This window comes from Parafannyhessea umbonata (assembly GCF_900111255.1).
Lineage (GTDB): Bacteria > Actinomycetota > Coriobacteriia > Coriobacteriales > Atopobiaceae > Olsenella_J > Olsenella_J umbonata_A.
On sequence record NZ_FOGP01000004.1, the window covers coordinates 94,824 to 118,676 of the forward strand.

The 23,853-nt window shown below is 57.4% G+C and carries 22 protein-coding genes and 4 tRNA genes; 20 read left to right on the forward strand and 6 right to left on the reverse strand.

What is annotated here, in order from left to right; all coding sequences use genetic code 11:
* Nucleotides 1-51 precede the first annotated feature (51 nt).
* The 4 genes from BMY31_RS06050 to rpmH are packed head-to-tail and all read right to left on the reverse strand — an operon-like array spanning nucleotide 52 to nucleotide 1,529.
* Nucleotides 52-813, reverse strand: a complete 762-nt coding sequence (locus BMY31_RS06050; RefSeq protein WP_078687318.1) for a YidC/Oxa1 family membrane protein insertase — start codon at nucleotides 811-813, stop codon at nucleotides 52-54.
* Between the two features lie 21 nt (nucleotides 814-834).
* Nucleotides 835-1,056 carry a membrane protein insertion efficiency factor YidD gene (yidD, locus tag BMY31_RS06055; protein WP_234970718.1) on the reverse strand — a complete coding sequence of 74 codons (222 nt, stop codon included), beginning with the start codon at nucleotides 1,054-1,056 and terminating at the stop codon, nucleotides 835-837.
* Between the two features lie 10 nt (nucleotides 1,057-1,066).
* Nucleotides 1,067-1,387, reverse strand: a complete 321-nt coding sequence (rnpA, locus tag BMY31_RS06060) for a ribonuclease P protein component (protein ID WP_078687316.1) — start codon at nucleotides 1,385-1,387, stop codon at nucleotides 1,067-1,069.
* A 7-nt stretch (nucleotides 1,388-1,394) separates the two neighbouring features.
* A complete protein-coding gene (gene rpmH, locus BMY31_RS06065) occupies nucleotides 1,395-1,529 on the reverse strand; it encodes a 50S ribosomal protein L34 (RefSeq protein WP_078687315.1) in 135 nt (44 codons plus the stop codon).
* Nucleotides 1,530-1,940: 411 nt separating this feature from the next.
* Here rpmH and BMY31_RS06070 point away from each other — a divergent pair, with 411 nt between their 5' ends.
* From BMY31_RS06070 to gyrA, 7 genes are all read left to right on the forward strand, one after another.
* On the forward strand, nucleotides 1,941-3,002 hold the full coding sequence (locus BMY31_RS06070) for an ATP-binding protein (RefSeq protein ID WP_091009135.1): 1,062 nt from the start codon (nucleotides 1,941-1,943) through the stop codon (nucleotides 3,000-3,002).
* A gap of 69 nt (nucleotides 3,003-3,071) precedes the next feature.
* Nucleotides 3,072-4,607 (forward strand): chromosomal replication initiator protein DnaA, encoded by a 1,536-nt coding sequence (locus BMY31_RS06075; protein WP_078687313.1) that lies wholly within the window; start codon nucleotides 3,072-3,074, stop codon nucleotides 4,605-4,607.
* A 240-nt stretch (nucleotides 4,608-4,847) separates the two neighbouring features.
* Nucleotides 4,848-5,951, forward strand: coding sequence for a DNA polymerase III subunit beta (gene dnaN, locus BMY31_RS06080; RefSeq protein WP_078687312.1), 1,104 nt, complete (start codon nucleotides 4,848-4,850; stop codon nucleotides 5,949-5,951).
* A 1-nt stretch (nucleotide 5,952) separates the two neighbouring features.
* Nucleotides 5,953-7,041, forward strand: coding sequence for a DNA replication/repair protein RecF (gene recF, locus BMY31_RS06085; RefSeq protein ID WP_078687311.1), 1,089 nt, complete (start codon nucleotides 5,953-5,955; stop codon nucleotides 7,039-7,041).
* Nucleotides 7,034-7,606, forward strand: a complete 573-nt coding sequence (locus tag BMY31_RS06090; RefSeq protein ID WP_078687310.1) for a hypothetical protein — start codon at nucleotides 7,034-7,036, stop codon at nucleotides 7,604-7,606. The genes recF and BMY31_RS06090 overlap by 8 nt, the downstream gene beginning before the upstream one ends.
* A 130-nt stretch (nucleotides 7,607-7,736) precedes the next feature.
* Nucleotides 7,737-9,683 (forward strand): DNA topoisomerase (ATP-hydrolyzing) subunit B, encoded by a 1,947-nt coding sequence (gene gyrB / locus BMY31_RS06095; protein WP_078687309.1) that lies wholly within the window; start codon nucleotides 7,737-7,739, stop codon nucleotides 9,681-9,683.
* A gap of 14 nt (nucleotides 9,684-9,697) precedes the next feature.
* Nucleotides 9,698-12,541: a DNA gyrase subunit A gene (gene gyrA, locus BMY31_RS06100; RefSeq protein WP_091009139.1), complete on the forward strand. Its 2,844-nt coding sequence runs from the start codon at nucleotides 9,698-9,700 to the stop codon at nucleotides 12,539-12,541.
* A gap of 153 nt (nucleotides 12,542-12,694) precedes the next feature.
* Here gyrA and BMY31_RS06105 read toward each other — a convergent pair whose 3' ends face one another.
* Nucleotides 12,695-13,198, reverse strand: a complete 504-nt coding sequence (locus BMY31_RS06105; RefSeq protein WP_078687406.1) for a bifunctional nuclease family protein — start codon at nucleotides 13,196-13,198, stop codon at nucleotides 12,695-12,697.
* Nucleotides 13,199-13,467: 269 nt separating this feature from the next.
* Here BMY31_RS06105 and BMY31_RS06110 point away from each other — a divergent pair.
* From BMY31_RS06110 to typA, 4 genes are all read left to right on the forward strand, one after another.
* Nucleotides 13,468-13,544: transfer RNA gene (locus BMY31_RS06110), tRNA-Ile, on the forward strand.
* Between the two features lie 92 nt (nucleotides 13,545-13,636).
* Nucleotides 13,637-13,712: transfer RNA gene (locus BMY31_RS06115), tRNA-Ala, on the forward strand.
* A gap of 116 nt (nucleotides 13,713-13,828) precedes the next feature.
* The gene (locus tag BMY31_RS06120) at nucleotides 13,829-14,284 is read left to right on the forward strand and encodes a hypothetical protein (protein WP_078687307.1); all 456 of its coding nucleotides are present in this window, start codon (nucleotides 13,829-13,831) and stop codon (nucleotides 14,282-14,284) included.
* Between the two features lie 208 nt (nucleotides 14,285-14,492).
* Nucleotides 14,493-16,331 (forward strand): translational GTPase TypA, encoded by a 1,839-nt coding sequence (gene typA / locus BMY31_RS06125; RefSeq protein ID WP_091009143.1) that lies wholly within the window; start codon nucleotides 14,493-14,495, stop codon nucleotides 16,329-16,331.
* Between the two features lie 158 nt (nucleotides 16,332-16,489).
* Here typA and BMY31_RS06130 read toward each other — a convergent pair whose 3' ends face one another.
* On the reverse strand, nucleotides 16,490-17,311 hold the full coding sequence (locus BMY31_RS06130; protein WP_234970713.1) for a trimeric intracellular cation channel family protein: 822 nt from the start codon (nucleotides 17,309-17,311) through the stop codon (nucleotides 16,490-16,492).
* Between the two features lie 171 nt (nucleotides 17,312-17,482).
* Here BMY31_RS06130 and BMY31_RS06135 point away from each other — a divergent pair.
* The 9 genes from BMY31_RS06135 (at nucleotide 17,483) to dnaB (ending at nucleotide 23,815) form a co-directional block, all read left to right on the forward strand.
* Nucleotides 17,483-17,573, forward strand: a tRNA-Ser gene (locus BMY31_RS06135).
* Nucleotides 17,574-17,620: 47 nt separating this feature from the next.
* A tRNA-Ser gene (locus BMY31_RS06140) sits at nucleotides 17,621-17,711 on the forward strand.
* A 176-nt stretch (nucleotides 17,712-17,887) separates the two neighbouring features.
* Entirely contained in the window at nucleotides 17,888-18,916 is a 1,029-nt protein-coding gene (locus BMY31_RS06145; RefSeq protein ID WP_091009146.1) for a DUF4013 domain-containing protein, read from the forward strand.
* Between the two features lie 284 nt (nucleotides 18,917-19,200).
* On the forward strand, nucleotides 19,201-19,494 hold the full coding sequence (gene rpsF, locus BMY31_RS06150; protein WP_078687304.1) for a 30S ribosomal protein S6: 294 nt from the start codon (nucleotides 19,201-19,203) through the stop codon (nucleotides 19,492-19,494).
* A gap of 48 nt (nucleotides 19,495-19,542) precedes the next feature.
* Nucleotides 19,543-20,004 carry a single-stranded DNA-binding protein gene (locus tag BMY31_RS06155; protein WP_078687404.1) on the forward strand — a complete coding sequence of 154 codons (462 nt, stop codon included), beginning with the start codon at nucleotides 19,543-19,545 and terminating at the stop codon, nucleotides 20,002-20,004.
* A gap of 49 nt (nucleotides 20,005-20,053) precedes the next feature.
* Nucleotides 20,054-20,326 carry a 30S ribosomal protein S18 gene (gene rpsR, locus BMY31_RS06160; RefSeq protein WP_078687303.1) on the forward strand — a complete coding sequence of 91 codons (273 nt, stop codon included), beginning with the start codon at nucleotides 20,054-20,056 and terminating at the stop codon, nucleotides 20,324-20,326.
* Between the two features lie 30 nt (nucleotides 20,327-20,356).
* The gene (locus tag BMY31_RS06165) at nucleotides 20,357-21,400 is read left to right on the forward strand and encodes a DUF2232 domain-containing protein (protein WP_143802948.1); all 1,044 of its coding nucleotides are present in this window, start codon (nucleotides 20,357-20,359) and stop codon (nucleotides 21,398-21,400) included.
* A gap of 42 nt (nucleotides 21,401-21,442) precedes the next feature.
* Nucleotides 21,443-21,976 (forward strand): 50S ribosomal protein L9, encoded by a 534-nt coding sequence (rplI, locus tag BMY31_RS06170; protein ID WP_091009152.1) that lies wholly within the window; start codon nucleotides 21,443-21,445, stop codon nucleotides 21,974-21,976.
* A 450-nt stretch (nucleotides 21,977-22,426) separates the two neighbouring features.
* Nucleotides 22,427-23,815 carry a replicative DNA helicase gene (dnaB, locus tag BMY31_RS06175; RefSeq protein WP_078687300.1) on the forward strand — a complete coding sequence of 463 codons (1,389 nt, stop codon included), beginning with the start codon at nucleotides 22,427-22,429 and terminating at the stop codon, nucleotides 23,813-23,815.
* Nucleotides 23,816-23,853: the final 38 nt, after the last annotated feature.

Sequence of the window (23,853 nt, forward strand, 5' to 3'; positions counted from 1 at the left end):
AAAATAGCGCGGCACAATCTGAGTGCCGCGCAAAAATATATCAGACCTGACTTAGCCCTTCTTGTGAGGACGAGGCTTGCGCTCCTTGCGGACAACGTCAACCTTGACCGACTGAGCGGCCTCCTTGGCAGCCACGCCAGCCTTCACCTTGTCCATAACGCGCTGGGTGACAACTTTCTGCTGGATGACCTGCCAAACTGCAGACGTGTCGTAATACAGGAGGACGGCAGCGGGAACGCCCCAGCCGAACCAGAGCATCATAACAGCCATGACGACGCCCATGATAAGCGACTGCTGACGCTGCTCCTCGCTCGTGTTGGCGAAGTTCATGACCATCGGGATAAGGGTCAGAACACCGAAGGCAACATCAAAGAGGATGTAGATCCAAGAACCTGCAATACCAAACTGACCAAAGGCAGAGGCCGCGGAGGTAGAAAGCGAGGGAATAATGTTGAGGAAGTGAGCGTCACTGGGAACGAAGTCCCTGGCTACCGTGAACAGCGCGAAGAAGACCGGCATCTGTATGAGGATGGGGAGGCAACCACCAAGCGGGTTGAACTTGTTCTCGGAGTAGAACTTGCGCATCTCCTCAGCCTGACGCTCGGGGTCATCTGCGTAGCGCTCCTGGATTTCCTTCATCTTGGGCTGCAGCGCCTGCATGCGAGCACTAGAGGCCGTAGACTTCGTCATGAGGGGCATGACGAGGAGTCGCATGATTACCGTCAGGATGATAATCGCGACGCCCCAGTCGCCAGCGAAGTTGGCGAAGTGCTGAAGAACATTGGCTAGAAAGTTAATAAACCAATCCCACATGGTTCCTCCGGGCTATCGGGTTTAGGGAACGGGGTCGTACCCACCTTTATGAAAGGGATTGCAACGAATGATGCGGCGGAAAGCAAGCCAGGAGCCTTTAAGGGCACCGTGTTTCTCGATAGCCTCCAGAGCGTATTGTGAGCATGTGGGCTCGTAAATGCACGAAGGTGGAAACAGGGGAGAGAGGTACTTCTTGTAACCCTTTATCAATAAGAGGAGAAAAGAACGCATTATGGTTCCCATCCCCTCTTACCTAGAGCCCTGCTCGGCTTTTGATCTGTTTAACTGCGTTCGTAAGGTCTTCAACGCTGGCGTCGCGTGTGTTGCGCGTCGCAAAGAGAATGACCTTCGCTCCGTCGAGCGGCAGACCATTGGCGCGTGCTGCTTCCCTCAGAACTCGTTTGCATCTGTTGCGATACACCGCGTTGCCAAGTCTCTTAGGCGCAACGAAGGCGACTTTTCCCAAGCCGCCTTCGTCATCCTTCAAAACTGTAGCGCGGACGAGCCTGTGATTAACCCGCTTTCCGCTGGAGAAGACCTCATCAAACTCCCTTTTGGATTTGATGGTCTTCATAAGTCTCCTAGACGGTAAGACGCTTGCGGCCCTTTGCGCGACGACGAGAAAGAACGGCGCGGCCAGCCTTGGTTGCCATGCGAGCACGGAAGCCGTGGGTCTTCGCGCGCTTCCTCTTGTTGGGCTGATATGTACGCTTCATGTCTAATCCTCCATGAATTTAGGTCGAACGTAATGCTTCAAGCTCCAAGATTGTAGTGGTGTTCTGCAAGAAATGTCAATTAATCCAAAGCTAGAAAGCTCAATTCACTGTTTGTCCGCTTTTCTCCACATGCCGTTCCTTTTTCACCACCCATTCCACCATTAGAATGACTCATGAATGGATTTGAGAATACTTCCGTCTCAACTGCGGGTTTACAGCGTTTCGATGATAATATCTTTCATCTATTAGAGAAATTTATTGGCAGGTTATCAACAATGTTTGTTCATGTGTTGAAAACTTTTATTCGGCATTCATTCGGTCTGAATAGTTTTCGACAGCAGATGAACAAATGTTGAAAAGGCATAATAAAATAGAGTCGAAGGTACCGAGGAAGACGGGGAGGGGGTCAGAATGGCCCACGCGTTTTACCCATTTGTAGAGAACGAGGGCCAGAATTCCTCCATGGAAAGAAACGTTGAAAAGGCCGAGGTGAAACTGGAAGCCAAATATCCAGCACGCATCGCCGTCTATGACGACGCCGCCGCCGCACCGCGCGTGGTGGTAGTTGAGCCGAAAGACGTCCGCGACTACCTGGAAGAAATCACCAATACCGTCGTCAGGCTCGAGAAGGAGCAGGGCGGGTCTATCCCCTTCATGGTCATCAGGGAAGTCGTGGAGAACTTCATCCACGCCTACTTTATCGAGCCTACGATCAGCATTCTCGACGGGGGAGAGACCATTCGCTTCTCGGACCAGGGTCCGGGCATCAAGGAGAAGGACCGCGCACTGGAGTACGGGACCTCCTCCGCAACCGAGCCCATGAAACAGTTCATACGCGGCGTTGGGTCGGGACTTCCTTACGCACAACAATATATGGAGGACCGAGGCGGCACCCTTACCATCGCAGACAACATCTCGGGTGGAACCGTCGTTACCCTTTCGACGCTGGGTGATGAGGAAGACCTCGTAGATGAGCCAGCGTATCCGGGTTCGCCGATACAGGGGCAGCCGAAAGGCTACATACCACGGCAGGGATATTCCCAGGGATACCCGCAGGCCTACCCGCAGCAGACCTATGTGCAAGGGACCTATGGCTATCCACAGTACGGCCAGCAACTGGGAGCCTATCAACCTGCCTACCAGCAGATTCAGCAGGGGTATCCCATGGCGCCCGCGGGAGCGATGCCTCAGGGCACACCCTATAGCATGGGAGGCGCGCAACTGCCTATGCAGGCAACGCCCATGCAGGTTAGTGTCACCAACAGGGGAATGCAGATCCTCTCGTACCTGACCCATCACGAGTCAGTAGGCCCCACCGAGCTCTCAAAGAACTTCGAGGGATCCCAGCCGACCTGGTCGAGGGAGCTGCGTGCTCTTGAGCAGGCGGGTCTCATCCACAAGAGCAACGGCAGCCAGAAACGCGGGCTAACGCCGGCAGGCAAGGCCTTTATCTCCCAATTTCCACAGATGTAGTGCCCTGTAGAAAAGTTTTCATCATATAATGGGTCCACTTTTCAACAATTCTAAGATATACGGGGAAAAATGGACCAGTCACAGCAATCAGATGCGGACTTCCTCTGGCAGGACGCACTCACGCTCCTGGAGTCAGAGGGGCTTCCAGCGGCGAACGTAGCAATGCTCAAGAGCTGCGACCCCGTCTCGTTTGACGGGGAGACTCTGATCATCTCGACTAACCTTGGCTTTGCCCAGAGAAAGATTTCGCAGATCACGCCGACCATCGAGGAATGTCTCGAGAAGGCCGCCTTCCAGCCCGTGACCCTTCAGGTCACGCTGTCTCAGGACAGGACGCCAGTCACTATCGACACTAGGTCATCAATGACGGCAGAGGAGATCGGTCGCGCGAACAAGGAGTCCCACGAGCACGAGCTTAAGGACTTCTCATCCGCAAGTTGTCGACAGACTGCCGCAGAAGCTCCCACTCCGACCCCGAAACAAGAGATCAAGAGTTCCTTTGCCTCCGAAATCGTCGACCCAGCAACGTCTAAACTCACCTTTGACCGCTTCGTCGCCGGTGATGAGAACGAGCTCGCTTACGATGCCGCGAAGCAGGTCGCGAATGGAGAGAACAAGAGTTACAACCCCTTGTTCATATATGGAAAGAGCGGCCTGGGCAAGACACACCTACTTCGCTCCATCCAGAACTACATCATCCAGAACGACCCCTCGCGGCTTTGCGTCTACCGAACCTCTTCTGAGTTTATGGATGACTACATCAAAGCAATGAACGACCCTCAGAAGAGCGCCCGAGATGCCCTGGCGCGCGACTACCAGAACGTCGACGTGCTGATAATCGATGATATCCAGGGCATGAGCAAGGCAGCGGGCACCATCGGGTTCTTCTTCGACACCTTCAACTCCCTGGCATCCAGGGGCAAGCAGGTCGTGCTCGCGGCCGACCGCGCACCTTCTCAGCTGGGCATGGGCGACAGCAAGTTCGACGAGCGAGAGACGAGCCGCATGGACTCCGGCGTCACCGTCAGCGTTCAGGTGCCGGACTACGAGCTCAAGGTAAAGCTCATCAACAACTTCTACGCCCGTATGCGCGAGGACGCCGTCACCGAGCACATACCCCATATGGACGCAAACATCTCAGAGGAACTGCTGAGGCTCATGGCCGAGAGGGCAGGCACCAACATCCGCGTCATCGAGGGCTTCGTCCAAACCTGCCTCATGTCAGCCAGCAACAAGCGTGAGCACGGGCTCGACTTCACGCGAGACGACGTCATTCGCATAGCACAGGCAAAGTGGCCGAGCGGACAGCGCATCATGAGCATAGAGCAAATCCAGAAGGCCGTGGAAGCGTTCTACGACGTAGCCCACAATGATCTGGTAGGCTCCAAGCGCAATAAGGAGCTCATGGAGCCTCGTCACGTTGCCATCTGGATGGCGCGAGAGCTTACTGACAACACGCTGGCTGACATCGGGAAGAAGTTCGGCGGTAGAAGCCACGCAACGGTAAAGCACAGCATCCATTGGGTGGAGGACGCCTCTAAGGAAGACCGCATCTTCCAGAACCGCGTCGAGAGTCTAAAGGAGAGCATTACCGACAACAGCTAGTGTTGAATGGCTTGTCGAAAACCTGTCGAGCCTGTAAGAAAAGTCACCGAGGAATGTAGACAATAGTTTTCGACAAGAATTTGGTAGAAAAGTGGCTCGGAGTTTTAAGACGAAATCGTTTCTCAGATACCTCAATCTACCAGCAGTTTTAGAAAGCTTTGAACATTTCAACACCGGCTATTATTACTACTACTCTTTAATTTAAATATAAGTACTAATAATAGGAGGCCAAGGAGCACCATGAAGTTCACCGTCAGTCAGTCGTCTCTTGCCCAAGCCCTCTCTGTAGTCTCAAAGGGAATGGCATCCAACTCCACGCTTCCCGTCCTCTCGGGCATCTATATCAAGGCGGAAGAGGGGACGCTTGAGTTTCAGACCACGAACCTAACCATCTCCATTCGCCACAAGATCGCGGCAAACGTTGAGGAGCCCGGCACCACCGTCGTCTCTGGCAAGATTCTTGCCAACATCGTCAAGACGCTACCTGACGCCGCGGTCGAGTTCGAGGGAGGAGAGAGAGTCGTTTCCATCAGCTGTGACAAGTCCTCCTTTAGGCTCAACACTCTCGATCCCGTGGACTTCCCCGAGTTCCCCCAGTTCGCCCTCGATCAGACCATCGAGCTTCCCTCGGAGCTTTTGAGCGAAATGGTCGACAAGGTCTATAAGGTCACCTCTAAGGACACCTCGCGCCCCATCCTCTCTGGCATTCTGCTGAACGTCGAGGAGAACACAATTCGCCTCGTCGCGACTGACTCGTACCGTCTTGCGGTGTGCGATTCCAACGTCGAGACTTCGACGCTGGAGAGTGCCTTCCAGACCATCGTTCCGGGCAACACCTTCCACGACGTGCTCACGCTCCCATCGATGACCGAGAAGGTGCTCATTGGCACTACGGCAAGCCAAGTCGTGTTCGTGTTCGGCAATACCACCTACATCTCGCGCAAGATTGACGGGCAGTTCCCCAACTACAGACAGCTCCTTCCACCTAGCTGCAACACCTCGGTGAAGATTAACATCCCGCAGTTCAACGCCGCTCTCAAGCGCGTTTCGGTCATCGCTCTGACCAACCCCTCCGTCAGGTTCGACATCGATCCTGACGGAAAGGTGATGAAGCTCTCCGCGAGCTCGCCTGACCAGGGCGAGTCGACGGAACTTCTGCCCGTCGAGGTCGAGGGTGACGGCATGTCGATCGCACTGAACTACCACTACGTCTTTGACTGCGTCAACGCGGCGTCCGACGAGAAGGAGATTACCCTCGAGTTGCAGAGTACGATGCAGCCGGGCATCTTCAAGTCCTACTCCAAGATCAACTACCTCTACCTTCTCATGCCCGTCAGGATGTAGCGTGGGGCTGCTGGTTCGGAGCCTCGTCCTTCGCAATTGGCGAAACTTCGAGGAGAAGAGCATAGACTTCTCGGACGGAATGACCATCCTCTGTGGGCACAATGCCGTTGGGAAGACAAATACGGTCGAAGCCCTGCAGATTCTTACTGCGGGGTTTTCCTTCCGCAAGCCGAAGCCGTCGCAACTTATCCGCGAGGATGCCGCGTCAGCGAAAATCTCGGCGCGCCTCGAGGGGGACGGACGTGTCATTGACGTTGCATGCGAGGTCGACTCGAAACGCCGCCACTTTATGAGAAATGGGAAGAAATGCACTTCTCAGGATCTTCCCGAATCTCTGATGTCGGTGCTCTTCAATCCTGACGACCTCTCCTTCGTCAAAAGAGGTGCGTCGTATCGCCGCGATGAGCTCGATGGCTTTGGTCGTCAGGCGAATCGCGGCTACGGGAAGGTCTTCTCGGCGTATCAGAGGTCCGTCGAGCAGAGGAATCGCCTGTTGAAAGAGGACTGTCCCGACCTCGCGCTGCTGGACGCTTGGGATGCCTCGGTCGCCTTGGGAGGTGCCGCCCTCCTTGTGGCGCGCTATCGCCTGTTCGAGAGGCTTCGCACTCATCTGCGTGCCATATACCAAGAGATATCCGAGGGCGAGCAGGTCGATTGCACCTATGAGTCGTCGCTTGGGATAGACCTTGCGGGACGCGGCCGCGACGAGGTCTGCGAAGCATTCGCTGCAAAGCTCTGCGAGATGCGCTCGGCCGAGCTGCGAAGGCAGCAGACGCTTGTGGGTCCGCAGCGCGATGACCTCGCGTTTACCATTAATGGGCGCGACGCTCGCGCCTTTGGCTCGCAGGGACAGCAGCGCTCCATTGTTCTTGCGTGGAAGATGGCCGAGGTGGAGCTCTCGCGCGAGCTCTCCGGGGAAACGCCCCTGCTCCTGCTGGATGACGTTATGAGCGAGCTCGACGAGGGCAGGCGCGGCGCCATGACCAGGTTCGTCCAGGGCAGCATCCAGACGGTCGTCACCACGACCAACCTTGGGTACTTCCCGCAGGAGCTTCTTGACGCAGCTAAGACGGTGATCATGGATGAATAGCTATGACAACCTGGGGGAGCTTTTTGACGGCCGCGATGACAACTCCTCGTCGCTCTCCGACGCGCTCTCCAGCATGCTTGGCAAGGACCTACGCACCCATATGAGTGCCAACCAAAAGGCTGCCGCCACCTGGTATGGCGCCAACGGCGATGTGGAGCGCGAGCACACGACGGGTGTCTTCCTGAAGAAGCCCCGCGTCCGCGGGGCGGCGCCCATTTTGGGCGTCTACGTAGACTCTCACTCGCGCATGACTGACTTCACCGTCAATCGAGAGATCTATCTCTCGCGCATGTATGCTGCTGGCCTCGAGCTCTCTGGCATCGAGTTCATCCTCAACAAGCGCAAGCCCGCAGAGGCGAAGTCCTCATTGGGGCGCGAGACCTCGCCGTCTGCAAGGAAGGTGGCACCTCTTCCTGAGCTGAGCGACGAGGAAAAGGAAACGATCGAGGAGGAGTGCTCCGTTCTGGAGGAGCCGCTTCGCTCGAAGGTGGCGAGAGCGATGGAATTCTCTCTTAGAAGAGAAAAGTCCAAAAAGTCGCAAAATGGCGAGAAGGGCGAAATTTAGCGTCCTGAGGCCCTCTGACGAGAATCAGCCACGTTATTTAGACCCTTTTTTTGCAAAGGCCCGCGGTTTTCTACAGAGTATGAAGTAAAATTGCTCCGTCTCTTTGCTATGAGATAGAGAGGAAAATCGCGTGGCAAACCAAGAAAACAACTATGGCGGAAGCGAGATCAAGGTCCTCAAGGGTCTCGAGGCCGTTCGCATGCGTCCTGGCATGTATATCGGCACGACCAGCTCCGCAGGTCTTCACCATCTCGTTTGGGAGATCGTCGACAACTCGGTTGATGAGGCAATGGCTGGCTACTGCCACAACATCGCCGTCACGGTGCACCCCGACAACTCCATTACGGTCGTCGACGATGGCCGCGGCATCCCCGTCGACCTTCACCCGACCGAGAAAAAGCCGACCCTCGAGGTCGTTCTGACGATTCTCCATGCGGGAGGCAAGTTCGACAACAACGCGTACAAGGTGTCCGGCGGCCTTCACGGAGTGGGCATCTCCGTCGTCAATGCGCTCTCCAAGAAGCTCGTCGCGCAGGTAAAACGCGACGGAAAGATCTTCGAGATGGAGTTTGCTCGCGGCAACACCACCCAGAAGATGAAGGAGATTGGCACTTCGGAGGAGACCGGCACCACTGTCACCTTCTGGCCTGACGAGACCATCTTCGAGACGACGGTCTACGACTTTGACACCCTCCACGATCACCTGCAGGAGACGGCGTTCCTGAACAGAAACCTCAAGATCACGCTTACCGACGAGCGCGAGATGGAACCCCGCGTCGTCGAGTTTTGCTATTCCGGCGGTATCAACGACTTCGTCAAGTACCTCAACGAGGGAAAGGCCATCCTCCCGGGCCTCAATCGTCCTATCTACATTGAGGGAAAGACCGACGAAGATACGCCCCTCGAGCGCCGTGGTGAGGTAGAGGTCTCGATCCAGTGGAATGCGGGCTTCTCGGAGCGCGTGATGTCGTTCGCCAATGACATCTACACCGAGGAAGGCGGCATGCACCTCGAGGGCTTCCGCACTGCTCTGACCAAGGTGGTCAACGAGTATGCGAGGTCTCACAAGCTGCTGAAGGAGAAGGAGGCCAACCTGACGGGTGACGACATCCGCGAGGGCCTCACGGCGGTCATTTCCGTTAAGCTCCCCGACCCCCAGTTTGAGGGTCAGACCAAGGCAAAGCTTGGCAGCTCGTACATGCGCACCCTCACCAACAAGATCGTGACCAAGGGGCTCTCCGAGTATCTTGAGGAGCATCCCAACCAGGCCAAGGAAATCTTCAAGAAGGGCTCCCAGGCGGCAAAGGGTCGCCTTGCCGCCCAGAAGGCCCGCCAGGCAACTCGTCGCAAGGGACTCCTCGAGAGTGCTTCTCTTCCCGGCAAGCTTGCGGACTGCTCGGTTAAGGATGCCGAGCTCACCGAGCTCTTCATCGTCGAGGGCGATTCCGCAGGCGGCTCTGCAAAGATGGCGCGTGACCGCTCCATCCAGGCAGTGCTGCCGCTTCGCGGAAAGATTCTGAACGTCGAGCGCGTCCAAGAGCACCGCGCCCTCTCCTCCGAGACCATCACCTCTCTCATCACGGCCATTGGCACCGGCGTCGGCCCCGAGTTCAACATCGAAAAGGCCCGCTACCACAAGATCGTCATCATGACCGATGCTGATGTCGACGGTGCCCACATCCGTATCCTCCTGCTCACGTTCTTCTACCGTTTCATGCGCCCCATGATCGAGGCGGGCTACATCTACGTCGCCCAGCCCCCTCTCTACCAGCTCAAGCCTAAGGGAAAGAAGCGCGGGAAATACCTCTACACGGACGAGGAGCTCGCGCTCGAGGCGAAGAAGTACGAGGACTCCAGCAAGTACACCGTCCAGCGCTACAAGGGTTTGGGCGAGATGGACCCCGATCAGCTGCAGACCACAACGATGGACCCCAAGAACCGCATCATGTTGAGGGTCACCATCGACGATGCGCTGGCTGCGGAGCGCGCGGTTGCCGACCTCATGGGTACGCAGGTGGAGAAGCGCAAGGACTTCATCCAAACGCACGCAAAGGACGTTCGCTTCCTCGACATCTAACGAAAGGCTAGATAGTGGCAGACGATAACAACAGAAACGACGACGATCTCGGAAACGAGACCGACGACCTGAACCAGAACGACGATCTGGATCTCAACGACGCGGACGACGTCGATGAAGAGGACCTCGACGAGTACGAGTCCGACGACGAGGACGATGACTTCGACTCTGATGAAGAGGATGAGGACGAGGACTACGGCTTCGAGGCCGACGACAACGCGAAGCTCGCGGGTGCGGGGCTTGATCACACCATCTCCGACGAGGCCGGCACGCGCCTTGACTTGACCGATATCCATGGCGGCGCACTCAAGCCCACTGACCTTTCCTCCGAGATGAAGGCCTCCTTCTTGGAATACTCCATGTCGGTCATCGTTGCCCGCGCACTCCCCGACGTGCGAGACGGCCTCAAGCCTGTCCACAGACGCATCCTGTACGCTATGAACGAGGCCCACATCGTCCCGACCCGCCCGCACAAGAAGAGTGCGTGGACGGTCGGCGAAGTCATGGGCAAGTATCACCCGCACGGTGATGCGGCCATCTACGACTCTATGGTTCGTATGGCGCAGGATTTCTCCATGCGCCTTCCTCTGGTTGACGGTCACGGCAACTTCGGCTCCATCGACGGCGATCCCCCCGCGGCAATGCGTTACACGGAGTCGCGTCTCACACATGCCGCCATGGCGATGCTCCAGGACCTCGACAAGGAGACCGTCGACCTTCAGCCCAACTACGATGAGTCTCTTCAGGAGCCTGCGGTGCTGCCGTCTCGCTTCCCGAATCTGCTCGTCAACGGCTCGGCCGGCATCGCGGTCGGCATGGCGACCAACGTTCCTCCTCACAACCTGAAGGAGGTCACCGACGCCGTTTGCATGATGATCGACAACCCTGACGTCACCACCGACGAGCTCATGACTGTGCTTCCCGGTCCCGATTTCCCGACCGGTGGTGTCATCATGGGCACTTCGGGAATTAAGGAGGCCTACGAGACGGGCCGTGGCACGATCACCATTCGCTCGAAAGTCCATGTCGAGAACATCGGCAAGGGCGGTCGTCAGCGCCTTGTCGTCACCGAGATTCCCTATGCCGTGAACAAGGGGACCCTGCAGGAGCGTATTGCCCAGCAGGTCAACGAGAAGCATATTGAGGGCATCTCCGACCTTCGTGATGAGTCCAACAGCAAGGGCATGCGAATCGTCATCGACCTCAAGAGTGGTGCGGTCCCGCAGGTTGTCCTGAACAACCTCTATAAGCGCACGCAGCTGCAGTCGAACTTCGGCGTTATCGACATTGCCCTTGTTGACGGCGTCCCCCGCACCCTTTCGCTGAGGGAGATGCTGCGCTACTACATCGACCATCAGGTCGACGTGGTTACTCGTCGTACGAAGTTTGACCTCGACAAGGCTCTCAAGCGTGTTCATATCCTCGAGGGTCTGCTCATCGCTGTCGACAACATCGACGAGATCGTCCACATCATTCGCTCCTCCCGCGATGACGCCGAGGCCAAGGCGCGCATGAACGACCGTTTTGGCATCGACGACATCCAGGGTGAGGCAATCCTTCAGATGCGCCTTCGTCGTCTCACCGGCCTTGCTCGCGATGAGCTCGTTGCGCAGATTAAGGACCTTCACGACAGGATTGACTACTACCGCGACCTCCTCGAGCACCCGAACAAGCTCCTTGGCGTCATCAAGGACGAGCTGCGCCAGATCTCCGATCGCTTCTCTAACAAGCGCCGTACGAGCATCTCGGAGCACTCGGTCGAGAACCTCGACGTCGAGGACCTCATTGCCGAGGAAGATATGGTTGTCACCTTTACACACGCCGGCTACGTCAAGCGCGTTCCCTTGGCGACCTATCGTGCGCAGAAGCGCGGTGGCAAGGGCATTCAGGGGCTCTCACTCAAGGACAACGACTTCGTCGAGGATCTCTTCGTTGCGTCGACGCATGACTATGTCATGTTCTTCACCAACAAGGGCAGGGTCTACCGCGTGAAGGTGCATGAGCTCCCGCTTGGAAGCCGCCATGCCCGTGGCTCCGCGCTCGTGAACGTCGTTCCCCTTTCCGAGCGCGAGCACCCGACGGCCGTCGTGTTTACCCGCGAGTTCCCGGCCGACGAGTACCTGCTCTTTGCAACGAGGAACGGAATGGTGAAGAAGACCGCCATGAGCGACTACGACAAGAGCCGCCGCGATGGCATCATCGCCATCAACCTCAAGCCGGGAGACGAGCTCGTCAACGTCCACCGCGTTAAGCCGGGCCAGAAGGTCATCATGTGCTCCGACGAAGGGAAGGCCATTCTGTTCGACGAGTCTGAGGTCAGGCCGACCGGCCGCGACACCTCCGGAGTCCGTGGCATCACGCTGAAGGATGGCGTGAGAATGCTCGGCATGGAGATTACCAACGGTCAGGGCGACCTTCTGGTCATGACCGAGAAGGGCTATGGAAAGCGTACTCCGGTTGCCGAGTATCCCGAGCACAAGCGTGGTGGCATGGGCGTCGCTACGATTGTCATGACCGAGAAGAAGGGCAACCTCGTGGCCTGCCGCGTCGTCGGGCCCCAGCACGAGCTCATGGTTGTCACCGAGGAGGGCGTCGTCATTCGCGTCAAGGCGACTGACATCTCGCGCCTCGGGCGCGCCACCCAGGGCGTGAAGATCATGAACATCGCCGACAGCGACAAGGTCGGTGCCGTTGCTCGCATGGTCGCCCACAAGAAGAAGGCCGCCAAGGCCGATCCCGCACAAGGGTCGCTTGCGATTCCTGTGACCAACAGCAATGACTTCGATGAGGAAGACAGCATCGACATTGGTAGTGACGATGACTTCGATGAGTCCGCCCTCGACGAGGACGAAGAGTAGCGAGACCAACGAGGTCACATCGCGAAACGAAAAGTCCGGCCACCTTCGGGTGGCCGGACTTCTTGTGTCGCGTCGGACATTTGGGCATGAATCTGAACAAGAGGGCGCGCCCTCTTTGGCGCGCGTTATGATATGTCGCTGTGACGGCGCGTGTTAAGAGAAGTCCTCGGGGGAGAGGGTCTCTACGAACTCGTGGAACTCGCGCATCTCCTGCTGCTTCTCGGCATCCTCTACCGCGGCGAAGTCTGGCATGGAGGCCGCATCGATGACCTTTTCCTCTGCAAAGATGGGGACATGTTGACGCACCGCTATGGCTATGGCGTCCGATGGGCGTGCGTCGACACGGGTAGAGGTTCCGTCCGCGCGTGTCAGGCGCAGCTCTGCGTAGAACGTCGTTCCATGCACGTCAACGATGTCTATGGCTTCGAGAGTGGCCCCGAGGGAGCGTATCGTCGCCGCAAGGAGGTCGTGTGTGAGAGGTCTCGTGGAAGAAGACCCCTCGGCTCCGAGCGAAATGGCGGTTGCCTCGATACTACCGATGCGGATGGGAAGCTGGACCGAAGTGTTTCCCTTGTAAGGCGTGTGGGTGCGGAGAACCACAAGCGACGAGACTGGCCCGCCGCCGACAACGATAGTCTGAATGTCCATGCGAATCATGACGTTCACCTCTTCTCTTTTGTGGTGGTTATGGTACCCGCTTGGGGGAGAACTAGTAGAGAAATTCCTAAATCGGTACATATGTGAATAATTCTTCCATGTAAGTTATCAATGCTTAATTAGTGGTTACAAGCAATTTAACAGTGATATTTTTTGATAGCTATCTGAAGTAAACATTCATTATTGATAATTGTACGAAGAAATTTGGAACGAATTTAATATTTCGGTTGACCTAAGAGGGAACCATGCGTAATATTACTTCTCGCGTTGGGCCCGTAGCTCAGTTGGTTAGAGCGTCCGGCTGATAACCGGGAGGTCACAAGTTCGAACCTTGTCGGGCCCACCATTTATTTGTGAATAGTCGCCCCAGCGTGAGCCGAGTCGCCGCTGGGGCGATTATTAATCACAAGAGGGCGATTCCCAATCGCGCGCAGAATCGGGGACGTAGCTCAGCTGGGAGAGCGCGGGCTTTGCAAGCCTGAGGTCGTGGGTTCGATCCCCATCGTCTCCACCAAATTATCTATAGGCCGAGGCACTTGCCCCGGCCTATTTTTGTGCCGACTGGCCGCCGCCAGCACAAGCATTTCTCTCGCGCTATCATCACAGAAAACGGGTGCGAAGGAGCCATTCATGAAAGAGGAAATCAAGCGCAAGGACGGCGTATCGCCCGAGACCGACGAGCTGTCGAGCACGCTTATGGGTGACGCCTTCGACCTCCTTGCCGAGGGAACGACTTTCAACGTCCTCCTGGTGATTCAGGATGGCGGTGGTGAGGTCGCCTCGTATGAGTTCTCGCACGACGGCGTCGAGGCTTGCCTCGAGGGCGCCCGAGAGAAGGTCAGGAAGGTCGCCTCTGCCCACGGCGATCCCGACGCGCATCTCGCCGACCCGCTTCGTTATGCGCTTTCGTACCTTGGTGCCGTGGAGGACGAATCCGGGGCTTACAGGGATGCGCTTCTCCTCGAGTTTGGCGAGAAGGGTTATATCTCATATTCCGCATACTCGTTCGTCGAGGGCATCGGCTCAGGTGACGAATTCGCCTGGAGCGAGCCGGCGCCGGCGGGGGAGACGGAGCCCCTTCTGTAGCTTCGCGACGTGGCCGCCGACGTCACGTCCATACCACTCGCTGCCCTGTCTTGCAAAGCGGGCATATGGTGGGAAGGTGCCTTCGGCAAGCAATTTACATGGAGTAACGCGACGTACGCGTCACATCGCCTTTGGCTGAGATAAAGTTTTTCAGTCTATGTCGATTAATCTGCGCGCCGCGCAGCATCCTGACGTCAAAGAGGTACACATGCTCCAGGAGCACATTCGCAACATCGCAATCATCGCGCACGTTGACCACGGTAAGACCACTCTGGTTGACCAGATGCTCAAGGCGACTAACGCCTTCCGTGAGAATCAGCAGGTCGAGGACCGTGTTCTTGACTCCAACGATCAGGAGCGCGAGCGCGGCATTACCATTCTGGCCAAGAACATCTCCATCGAGTACAACGGTATCAAGATCAACGTCATCGATACGCCTGGCCACGCTGACTTTGGCGGTGAGGTTGAGCGCGTCCTCAAGATGGCTGACGGTGCCGTTCTGCTGGTTGACGCGGCGGAGGGCCCCATGCCCCAGACGCGTTTCGTCCTGAGTCACGCCATCGCGGCCGGCCTGTCGATCATGATCTGCATCAACAAGATCGACCGTGACGGCGCCAACCCCGAGAAGGCCCTCAATGACTGCCTTGACCTCATGATGGACCTCGGTGCCGACGACGAGCAGCTCGAGTTCACCATGGAGCACGTTGTCTACGCCTCCGCGGTCAACGGCTTCGCCCGCCTTGACCCCGAGGATGGCAACATGGACATGCTGCCCCTTATGGACATGATCGTCGACGCGCTGCCCGCGCCCGATGTGGACGTTGAGGGCCCCCTCGCCATGCAGTGCGTTACCATCGACCACTCCGAGTACGTCGGCCGCATCGGCATCGGCCGCATCTACTCCGGCGTCATCCATGTGAACGACAAGATCCTGGTCGTCAAGAACGACGGCTCTCGTACGATGAGCCAGGTCAAGCAGCTCTTCACCTTCGACTACCTTGGCCGCAAGGAGTGCAGCGAGGCGCAGGCCGGCGACATCGCCGCAGTGGTCGGTGTTGACTCCACGGATATTGGTGACGTCTACACCGACCCCGAGAACCCTGTAGAGCTCGATCCCATTGAGATTGATCCCCCGACCCTGTCGATCATCTTCGAGCCCTCCACCTCGCCGCTCGTCGGCCGCGAGGGCGATATCGTTGGCGGCCGCCAGCTTAAGGAGCGTCTCGAGCAGGAGCGCGAGAACAATGTCACCATGCGCATCGAAGAGCTCCCCGACAAGACCGGCACCGAGGTCTCCGGCCGCGGCATCCTTCACCTTTCCGTCCTGATGGAGCAGATGCGCCGCGAGGGCTTTGAGTTCCAGGTCGGCCGTCCCCGCGTCCTGTTCAAGAAGGACGAGCATGGCAACACACTTGAGCCAATCGAGCAGGCCGTCGTCGAGTGCCCCAACGAGTACTCCGGCAAGGTCATCGAGGTATTCGGTAACGTCGGTGGCACCATGACCAACATGATGGCCGGCGTGCAGCAGACGCACCTCGAGTTCAGCATCCCCACCCGCGGCATCATGGGCCTCAAGACGCGCATCCTCAACGTCACGCACGGTGATGCCGTCTTCTATCACACGTTCCAGGAGTACGGCCCCTATGCGGGCGACATCGCCGGTCGCCAGAACGGTGCCATGATCTCGATGTCGACCGAGAAGGCCGTTGCCTACGCGCTCGGCACCCTGCAGGAGCGCGGCCAGCTCTTTGTTGGCCCTGGCGACGAGTGCTACGAGGGCATGCTGGTTGGCGAGCGTTCCAAGCCTGGTGACATGGTCGTTAACATTGCGCGTACCAAGTCTTTGGGCAACCAGCGTTCCTCGACCGCTGACATTGCGGTGCAGCTGACCCCGCCCAAGTCCTTCACGCTCGAGGAGGCTCTCGAGTACATCATGGACGACGAGCTTGTTGAGATCACACCGCAGAACATTCGTATGCGCAAGCGCATTCTGAATGAGACCGACCGTCGCAAGTGGCGCGTCAAGAACGGCATGGTCAACAAGTAGTCTGCCTTGAGTCTGACGTTGGATGGCTAAGGTCGGCGTCCGTGCGCAAAGACACGTAGTGACGCAAATAGAGCGGCCGAGGAGGAAAGTCCTTCTCGGCCGCTCTCTTCATTTGTCTAGGCACTTGACAGGATGGAATGAGGCTTTGCTGGGTCCTGCTATTTGTTGCTGTCCTTCTTCTCTTCGTGGTCGTGGACCAGAACGAACCTGTGGTCATGGGCCTTTTTGCGCGCGAGCCTTCGGGTGATCTTCTTTGAGCGGTGCATGCCCTCGTCGATGGCCTGGCGGTACATTTCCCTTGCGCTCTCTTTGACCTTTGGCACGAGGTCGACGTCGGTGGGGGAGAGTACGTTGAACCGAAGCGAGTACCTTCTGAGGCCGACCGTTATCGCCACGCATAGAACCACGGCCCAGGTTCGGTTGAAGCAGATGAGAAGCACACCTGCGTAGTAGGCGACGGCGCCGGCGAGGGCACACACCGCGTAGAAGTTGCTCCGTTGGAAGATGCGGGGCGTGTCTCCCAGACAAATGTCGCGCACCATGCCTCCTCCGACGCCCGTAATGGTGCCCATCAGCACCGCCGCCCAGGGGGTGAGGCTGTACACGATCGCCTTGTCTGTGCCGGCCGCGACAAAGAGCCCGACGGAGATGATGTCTACCCATTCGAGTAGGTTGGGGAATTTCTTAAGGATGCTCGGGAACAGGAAGCCGAACAGACCTGCCGTCACCGTAAGGGGAATGGCTGCGGCTGAGTCGAGCATGTAGACCCCACCACGCTGCATTATCACGTCACGAACCAGGCCGCCGCCCAAACCGCATATGACGGCGAGGGCAACATATCCGACGGGGTCAAGCTTGCGCTCCTGCGCGACAAGTATGCCCGACACCGAGCCGATGACGACGGCCGATAGGTCGAGCCAGACGGGAATGCTCATCGCGGACATGTCTGGTCCAGTGGAGGAAATGATCTCGGGTATCACAACGCGCTCCTCGTACACGCATCAAGCTGACAACTATATTTGAGTAAGAATATGATAGTAATACCTTAGAGTCGCTTCGGTATGCCCTGTCGGCAGATGAATTGGTATTGAAGAAATAATGTGCGTCGCAATGTGACTGGAAGTAATGTATACTACCCCTTGCGGTTTTAGGGAGAGTTGTCCGAGTGGCCGAAGGAGCACGATTGGAAATCGTGTATACGCCTAAAGCGTATCCTGGGTTCAAATCCCAGACTCTCCGCCAGAATCTTCCAAGTGGCGCCTCAGGGCGCCACTTTTGAATCACCCTTCGGAGGGGTGGCAGAGTGGTTGAATGCGGCGGTCTCGAAAACCGTTTACCCGCTTCGCGGGTACGAGGGTTCGAATCCCTCCTCCTCCGCCATTGCAAGAACAAGCCAGCCTACGGGCTGGCTTTTTCTTTACCTACAGGTTTCCTGTCATCGTGTGAAAAGCTCCCGGAACGCTGGAAAACGGGTTATGCCCTAGACTATACGTAGGTTAATCGCATGCCTATGATCGCCGGCATCCTTTGGATGCCGAAGACGGAAGGAGTATCACATGGCATCTGAGAGCGCAGGCTACTACGGCCGTGCATGGGCCCTCCTCACGAAGGACAAGGGTTGGATTAAGACCATTCTCGTCGCGGCCATCGCGCTTTGGGTCCCCGTTGCGGGCATCCTGGGCGTAAATGGCTACGTGCTTGAGTGGGCTCGCCTCACTGCCTGGGGCGTCGACTCTGCTCCCAAGCAGAAGAACGTTCAGGTTGGCGAGTGCATCAAGAGTGGTTGGCGCGCCTTCGTCCCCACGTTCGTTTGGGTTTGTGTCTGGGGTGCGGTGAACTACTTCATCAGCGTCCTGTTCAATCACCTGCCCATCGTTGAGCTTGCCGTCAACGTGCTGGGCATCTTCATCGGCGTCGCCTTCATGGTCAACCAAATCCGCGTGACCATCTATCAGAGCATGGGTGCAGGCTTCCAGCCCGTTGTCATTGCGAACATGATTAAGGCTGACGCCAAGGGCTTTGCCAAGGTCGCTGGCATCTTCACGCTCATGCAGCTCATCATCGGCATCGTCTTCGCCTTTATCGTTACGGTTGCGATTGTTCCCACCATCGTCAGCATCGGCGCCAATGCCTATGACGCTTACTTCTATTCCTATAGCGACAGAATGATGATGTCCCACATCATTTCGGCGATCACCGGACTCATTCCGGTCATTCTTGTCGTCATTTACATTTGCTGCATGGGCGAGGTGTTCTCGACCATGATCGCCTACACGATGGCCGGACTCTGGGTCAGGCAGTTCAATGTTCCGGCCTGGGGCGACATGCACGCTCCTCTACCCGCCGTCACTCCGTATCAGCCTGTGACCTCTGCTCCTGCTAATCCGCAGCAGGGATATCAGCCCGTCGCCCAGGACCCTGCATACCCGCAGTCTGCTCAGCCCGCCGCTCAGCCCGCGCCGACTGCCCAGCCGGCTCCCGCAGTCCAGTCTAATTCCGCCCCTGAGGCCTCGGAGAGCGTTGAGACTATTTCCCTGAGCGGCAACGCTTCCCAGCATGGCGAGGAAGGTCCTTCTCAGCAGTAATGTGGCGACTTTGAGATTCTCAGAAGTCGAAAAGGAATAGCCGTAATTTCTTACAAGGGTTTGACCTGCGTCATCACTACCCCCGTGCAGTTACGCGCTGTACGGGGGTAGTTTTGTGTCAGGCGGGGCTATTAGCTTTGGATGTGGGATGTGTGTGGGAGAGGGAATGAGCCGATTGCGTATGAAGAGGCTGATGTCATTTGTGTTAGCATGACAGACTGACCTTTCCTGCTCCGGATGCAACCTTCACTAACCGGAGCCGTTAGCCCAGAGGAGGTGACCACATGAAGGCTTATGAACTGCTGTATTTTGTCGATCCCGCGACCACCGAGGAGGCTCGCGCCGGCGTCTCCAAGCGTATTGACGTCGCTGTCACCGAGAACGGCGGCACGATCGACAACGTCGAGGACTGGGGCAAGCGCAAGCTCGCCTTTGAGATCGACAAGCTCACTGAGGGCGACTATACCCTCGTCAACTTCCACGCAGATCCCGCTCAGATCGCCGAGCTCGACCGCGTTCTCCGCATCAACGATGCCGTGAAGCGCCACATGGTCGTGCGTCGTACCGACAGGGACTAGTTTTGGAAGACCGGACGTAGAGTCCGTGGATGAGAGGCAGTGAGCAACGTGAGCATCAACAGGGTGAACATTTCCGGAAACCTTACTCGTGATCCCGAGCTGCGCGCGACGGGTGGCGGAACCTCGGTTCTTACCTTTGGCGTCGCCGTTAACGACCGCCGCCGCAACCCGCAGACTGGCGAGTGGGAGGACGTTCCCAACTTCGTAGATTGCGTCGTGTTCGGCAATCGCGCCGAGCCGCTCTCTCGTTTCCTCTCTAAGGGCCAGAAGGTTGCCATCGAGGGCAAGCTTCGCTGGAGCTCTTGGGAGCGCGACGGCCAGAAGCGCAGCAAGCTCGAGGTAATTGTTGACGAGGTTGAGTTCCTCTCCTCGAGGAACTCCGGCCAGCAGGGCGATGGTGGCTACCAGACCTACAGCGCTCCCGCTCCCGCGCGCGCCCCCCAGCAGTCTCGTCCCCCCGTCCAGAATCCGCCTGCGGCGGATGTCTACGACGAGGACATCCCGTTCTAGGATCTTAATGACGGCCCGTCAGGGCTGTCGGTAGAAAGGCATTAAAGACATGGCTAAGCAGAGGAAAGTTGAACAGCGCCAGCCGCGTCGCAAGTATTGCCAGTTCTGCAAGGAGGGTGTCGAGTTTATCGACTACAAGGACACCCAGCTCCTCCGCAAGTACATGACCGATCGTGGCAAGATCAAGCCCCGTCGCGTCACTGGCGCCTGCACGCAGCATCAGCACGACATTGCGATCGCCATCAAGCGCGCTCGCGAGATGGCTCTTCTTCCGTACACCGTCACCGTGGTTTCTAGCCGTGGTGGCCGCAACCGCGGGTAGTAGGGCTACTTCAGAAGGATCTAGTTATCGTTGAGTGAAGACTACGACAGCAAACGTCCCGTACCACCCCAGGGATACGAACGTATCCCAGGGGGTGAGGTTCCTGAGGCAAAAGTCTCTGGAGCACAGAAACGGGGAGACGGGCAACGCCTTGCAAGGCCCGGATCCTTTTGGGCTGTGTTTGGCGCCGCTATTGCCTACGCCAGCCCAAACGCGGGGTCGCTCCTGGCTTCGTATGGCATTTGCCGGATGGGGTTGGGGTCCAAGGGCAAGCCGAGGGCAATTCTTTTTTCCAGCCTGCTTGTTCCGGCCCTCCTCGCTGCCGTTCTCTTCGACTGGAGCCAGCTCCCCTATGTGGTGATTACCTGCGCTTGCGTTGGTTTCATCTCGTGGTGGGGCTTGGACCAGGAGGTTTCGGAGCAAAGGGTCATTCTTTTGGGAGTGGCCATAAGCCTTTGCTTCGCGGCCGTCGACGCCTGCGTCGCATGGATGAATGGATACACGCTGCCTGATGTCATCGAGCAAGTGATTGGCGCTTACTCCCAGTATCTCAGCGGATCCAACAACATTGCGGCACAGACGAACCTTTCGGTCGCGTCGGACCTTATCCGGCAGTACTGGCCGATGGCATACGTCATAAACGCCATCGGACTGTTGGTCTGCTCCCTTGTCGGAGCGAGCGCTGCGCTTCGTAAGCGTGCTAAGCGTCCCGTCCTGGGGCGCCTCTGCTCTTACGATGCCCCACGCTGGGTGGCGATTCCCTTTGTGGTGTCCGCCGCGCTTGCCGTGGCGGCACCTCATCTGGGTGACCAGTCCTCCCTAGCCGACTTCGTTGGCAGGAACGGGCTGGCGGCCTCGCGCATCGTCCTCGCTCTTCAGGGTGTGGCCGTTGCCGACTGGTACGCAAGGAAGCTCAATGTTGGATCCTTGTTGCGAGGCATTCTCGCAGCAGCCCTGATTTGGGCTGAAGTGTCGTTTGTTGTACCGAGCGTTTTGGGTCTTGTCGACCTGCTGGCGGCAAACTTTCGCGATTTAGATCGTGGCCGCAGGACAGTTGACAAGGCCGCTAAGTAAGCAAGGAGTCGACCGTAAGGTCGACCAACAAAAGGAGTTCCCATGAAAGTCATCCTTCTGGGTGAGCTCAGGGGCAAGGGCGGCGAGGGCGACATCGTAGAGGTCGCTCAGGGCTACGCGGAGAACTACCTGTTCCCCAGCAAGATTGCTCAGCCCGCCACCCCGGGCAACATCAAGCAGCTTGAGGAGCGCCGTCACGTCATCGCCAAGCGCGAAGAGAAGCGCATCGCTGACGCTACCGCCTCCAAGGAGCAGCTCGACGGCAAGACCGTCAAGATTGACGCCAAGGTTGGCGAGAACGACCAGCTCTTCGGCTCCGTTACCGCCGCTCAGATTGCCGACGCAATCAAGGAGCAGCTTGGAATCGAGATTGATCGCAAGCGCATCGTGCGCGGTGGCACGATCAAGACCGCTGGTACCCACCAGGTCGAGATCAATTTCTATCGTGAGATTGGCGCGGTCATCACCCTCCACGTCGCTGATCCCGACGCCGAGGAGGAGGTTGTCGAGGCAGAGGAGACCGCTGAGGTCGAGGAGACTGCCAAGGCTGCTGAGACCGAGGAGTCCGCTGAGTAACTGTACTTGTCAACAAATGTTCCGTCCCAAATCGCGGATATCAACAATCCTTGAGCTGACGGATGGAACGGCCTGACAATTGACATGAGCTTAGTGTCACAAGAGCCCTGCTGGCATCGTTTTTGCGGTGTTGGCGGGGCTTCTTTTTGTGCGTTCGGGAAAATGCTGTCTACCTGCGGAAATATCATTTCTCATATTCAAATTCTCACTTTTTTTGACGATAGGCGCAGGTTGACGGGTACCTTCTGATGTCAACGCGAGAATGTTGAAAACTACCTCTCGGAAAATTTTTCAAATTTGTTGAAAACGTTGAAAAAGCAAGAATTGCCCGCTAACGCGAAATAGCTATCAACAATGCCCTGTTAATTGGGGATATGGACAAAATCGTCCATTTGGTTTTGCGGTACCATCCCCCTGCACCATCTTTTTTCATCGCTAGGAGTTGCTCCCATGCCGGACACCGTCTTCGAGAGTTATTCGATCCCCAACGTTCCCGAGGGCGGCGGAACAATGCCGCAGAACCTCTCGGCCGAGAAGTCGATTCTCTCGGCCATGATTCTGAGCCAAGAGGTTCTTCAGGAGTGTCTCGTCGTCCTCAAAGAGAAGGACTTCTTCCTCTACTCGCACAAGTGCATCTTCATCGCGATGCGCGAACTGTTCGATAACGGTCAGAATGTCGACCCGATCTCCCTCGCCGACCACCTCAAATCGTCCGGCAAGCTCGATCAGATTGGCGGCATGGCTTACCTCATCGAGCTGAACTCCAATTCCTTCTCGCTCGCTAGCTGGAAGCATCACGTTCAGATCCTTCACCGTGACGCCACGCTCCGTGCCCTGATTGAGGCTTCTTCCAAGATTACCGCCCTCGCCTTCGACGCACCCGAGGACACCAAGGAGGTTGTCGACACCGCAGAGGGGCTCCTGCGCGACGTCACCAACGACGAGATTGGTGACACGTTCCAGAGCCTGTCTGACGTCATGGGCGACCTCTACGAAGAGCTATCTGAGGCCTGCGAGAATCCCGACGGTGCCCTGGGCGTCCAGACCGGATACAGGGGAATCGATGCGAGGCTTCAGGGTCTACGCCCCGGCCAGATGGTCGTCATCGGCGCACGACCTGGTGTCGGTAAGACCTCGTTCGCGCTTAACCTTCTCATCAACGCGGCGGTTAACGGCGCGTCGGTCGCGTTCTTCTCGCTCGAGATGAGTAAGGCCGAGATCGCCCAGCGCCTGCTCTCGGCGCATGCCCACATTCCCCTGGGCGACCTCCGTGGCGCCAAGATTCAGGCAAACCAGTGGCCCACCATTCTGGACGCGACCAGAGAGCTTTCGACCCTCGACGTCATGATCGACGATACCCCTGGCACAACGGTTACCGAGATTCGAGCCAAGGCCCGCCGCATGCTCAAGGATAAGGAGAAGGGCATGGTCGTGGTCGACTACCTCCAGCTCCTTGAGCCGCCTTCGGGCAGCGGCGGTGCGGACAGCCGTGCCACCCAGGTCTCCGCCATGTCACGTGGCATCAAGATCATGGCTAAGGACCTTGGCGTTCCGGTAATCGCGCTTTCGCAGCTTAACCGTAACGTTACCGACCGCAAGGGCAAGCGTCCCGAGCTTTCCGACCTTCGCGAGTCGGGCTCCATCGAGCAGGACGCCGACATCGTAATCCTGCTGGATCGTTCGATGACCGAGGAGGAGGCGGCGAGCGAAGACCGCCCAGACTTCAACGTCACGGACTTTATCATCGCGAAGAACCGTTCCGGCCCGCTCGACATCATCCCGCTCGTATTCCTCCCAGGTACGACGAAGTTCGTCGAAATGGATCGCCACGAGGAATAGGCGAAGTCGTGTGCATGTTGCAAGAACGTTTAGCAGCC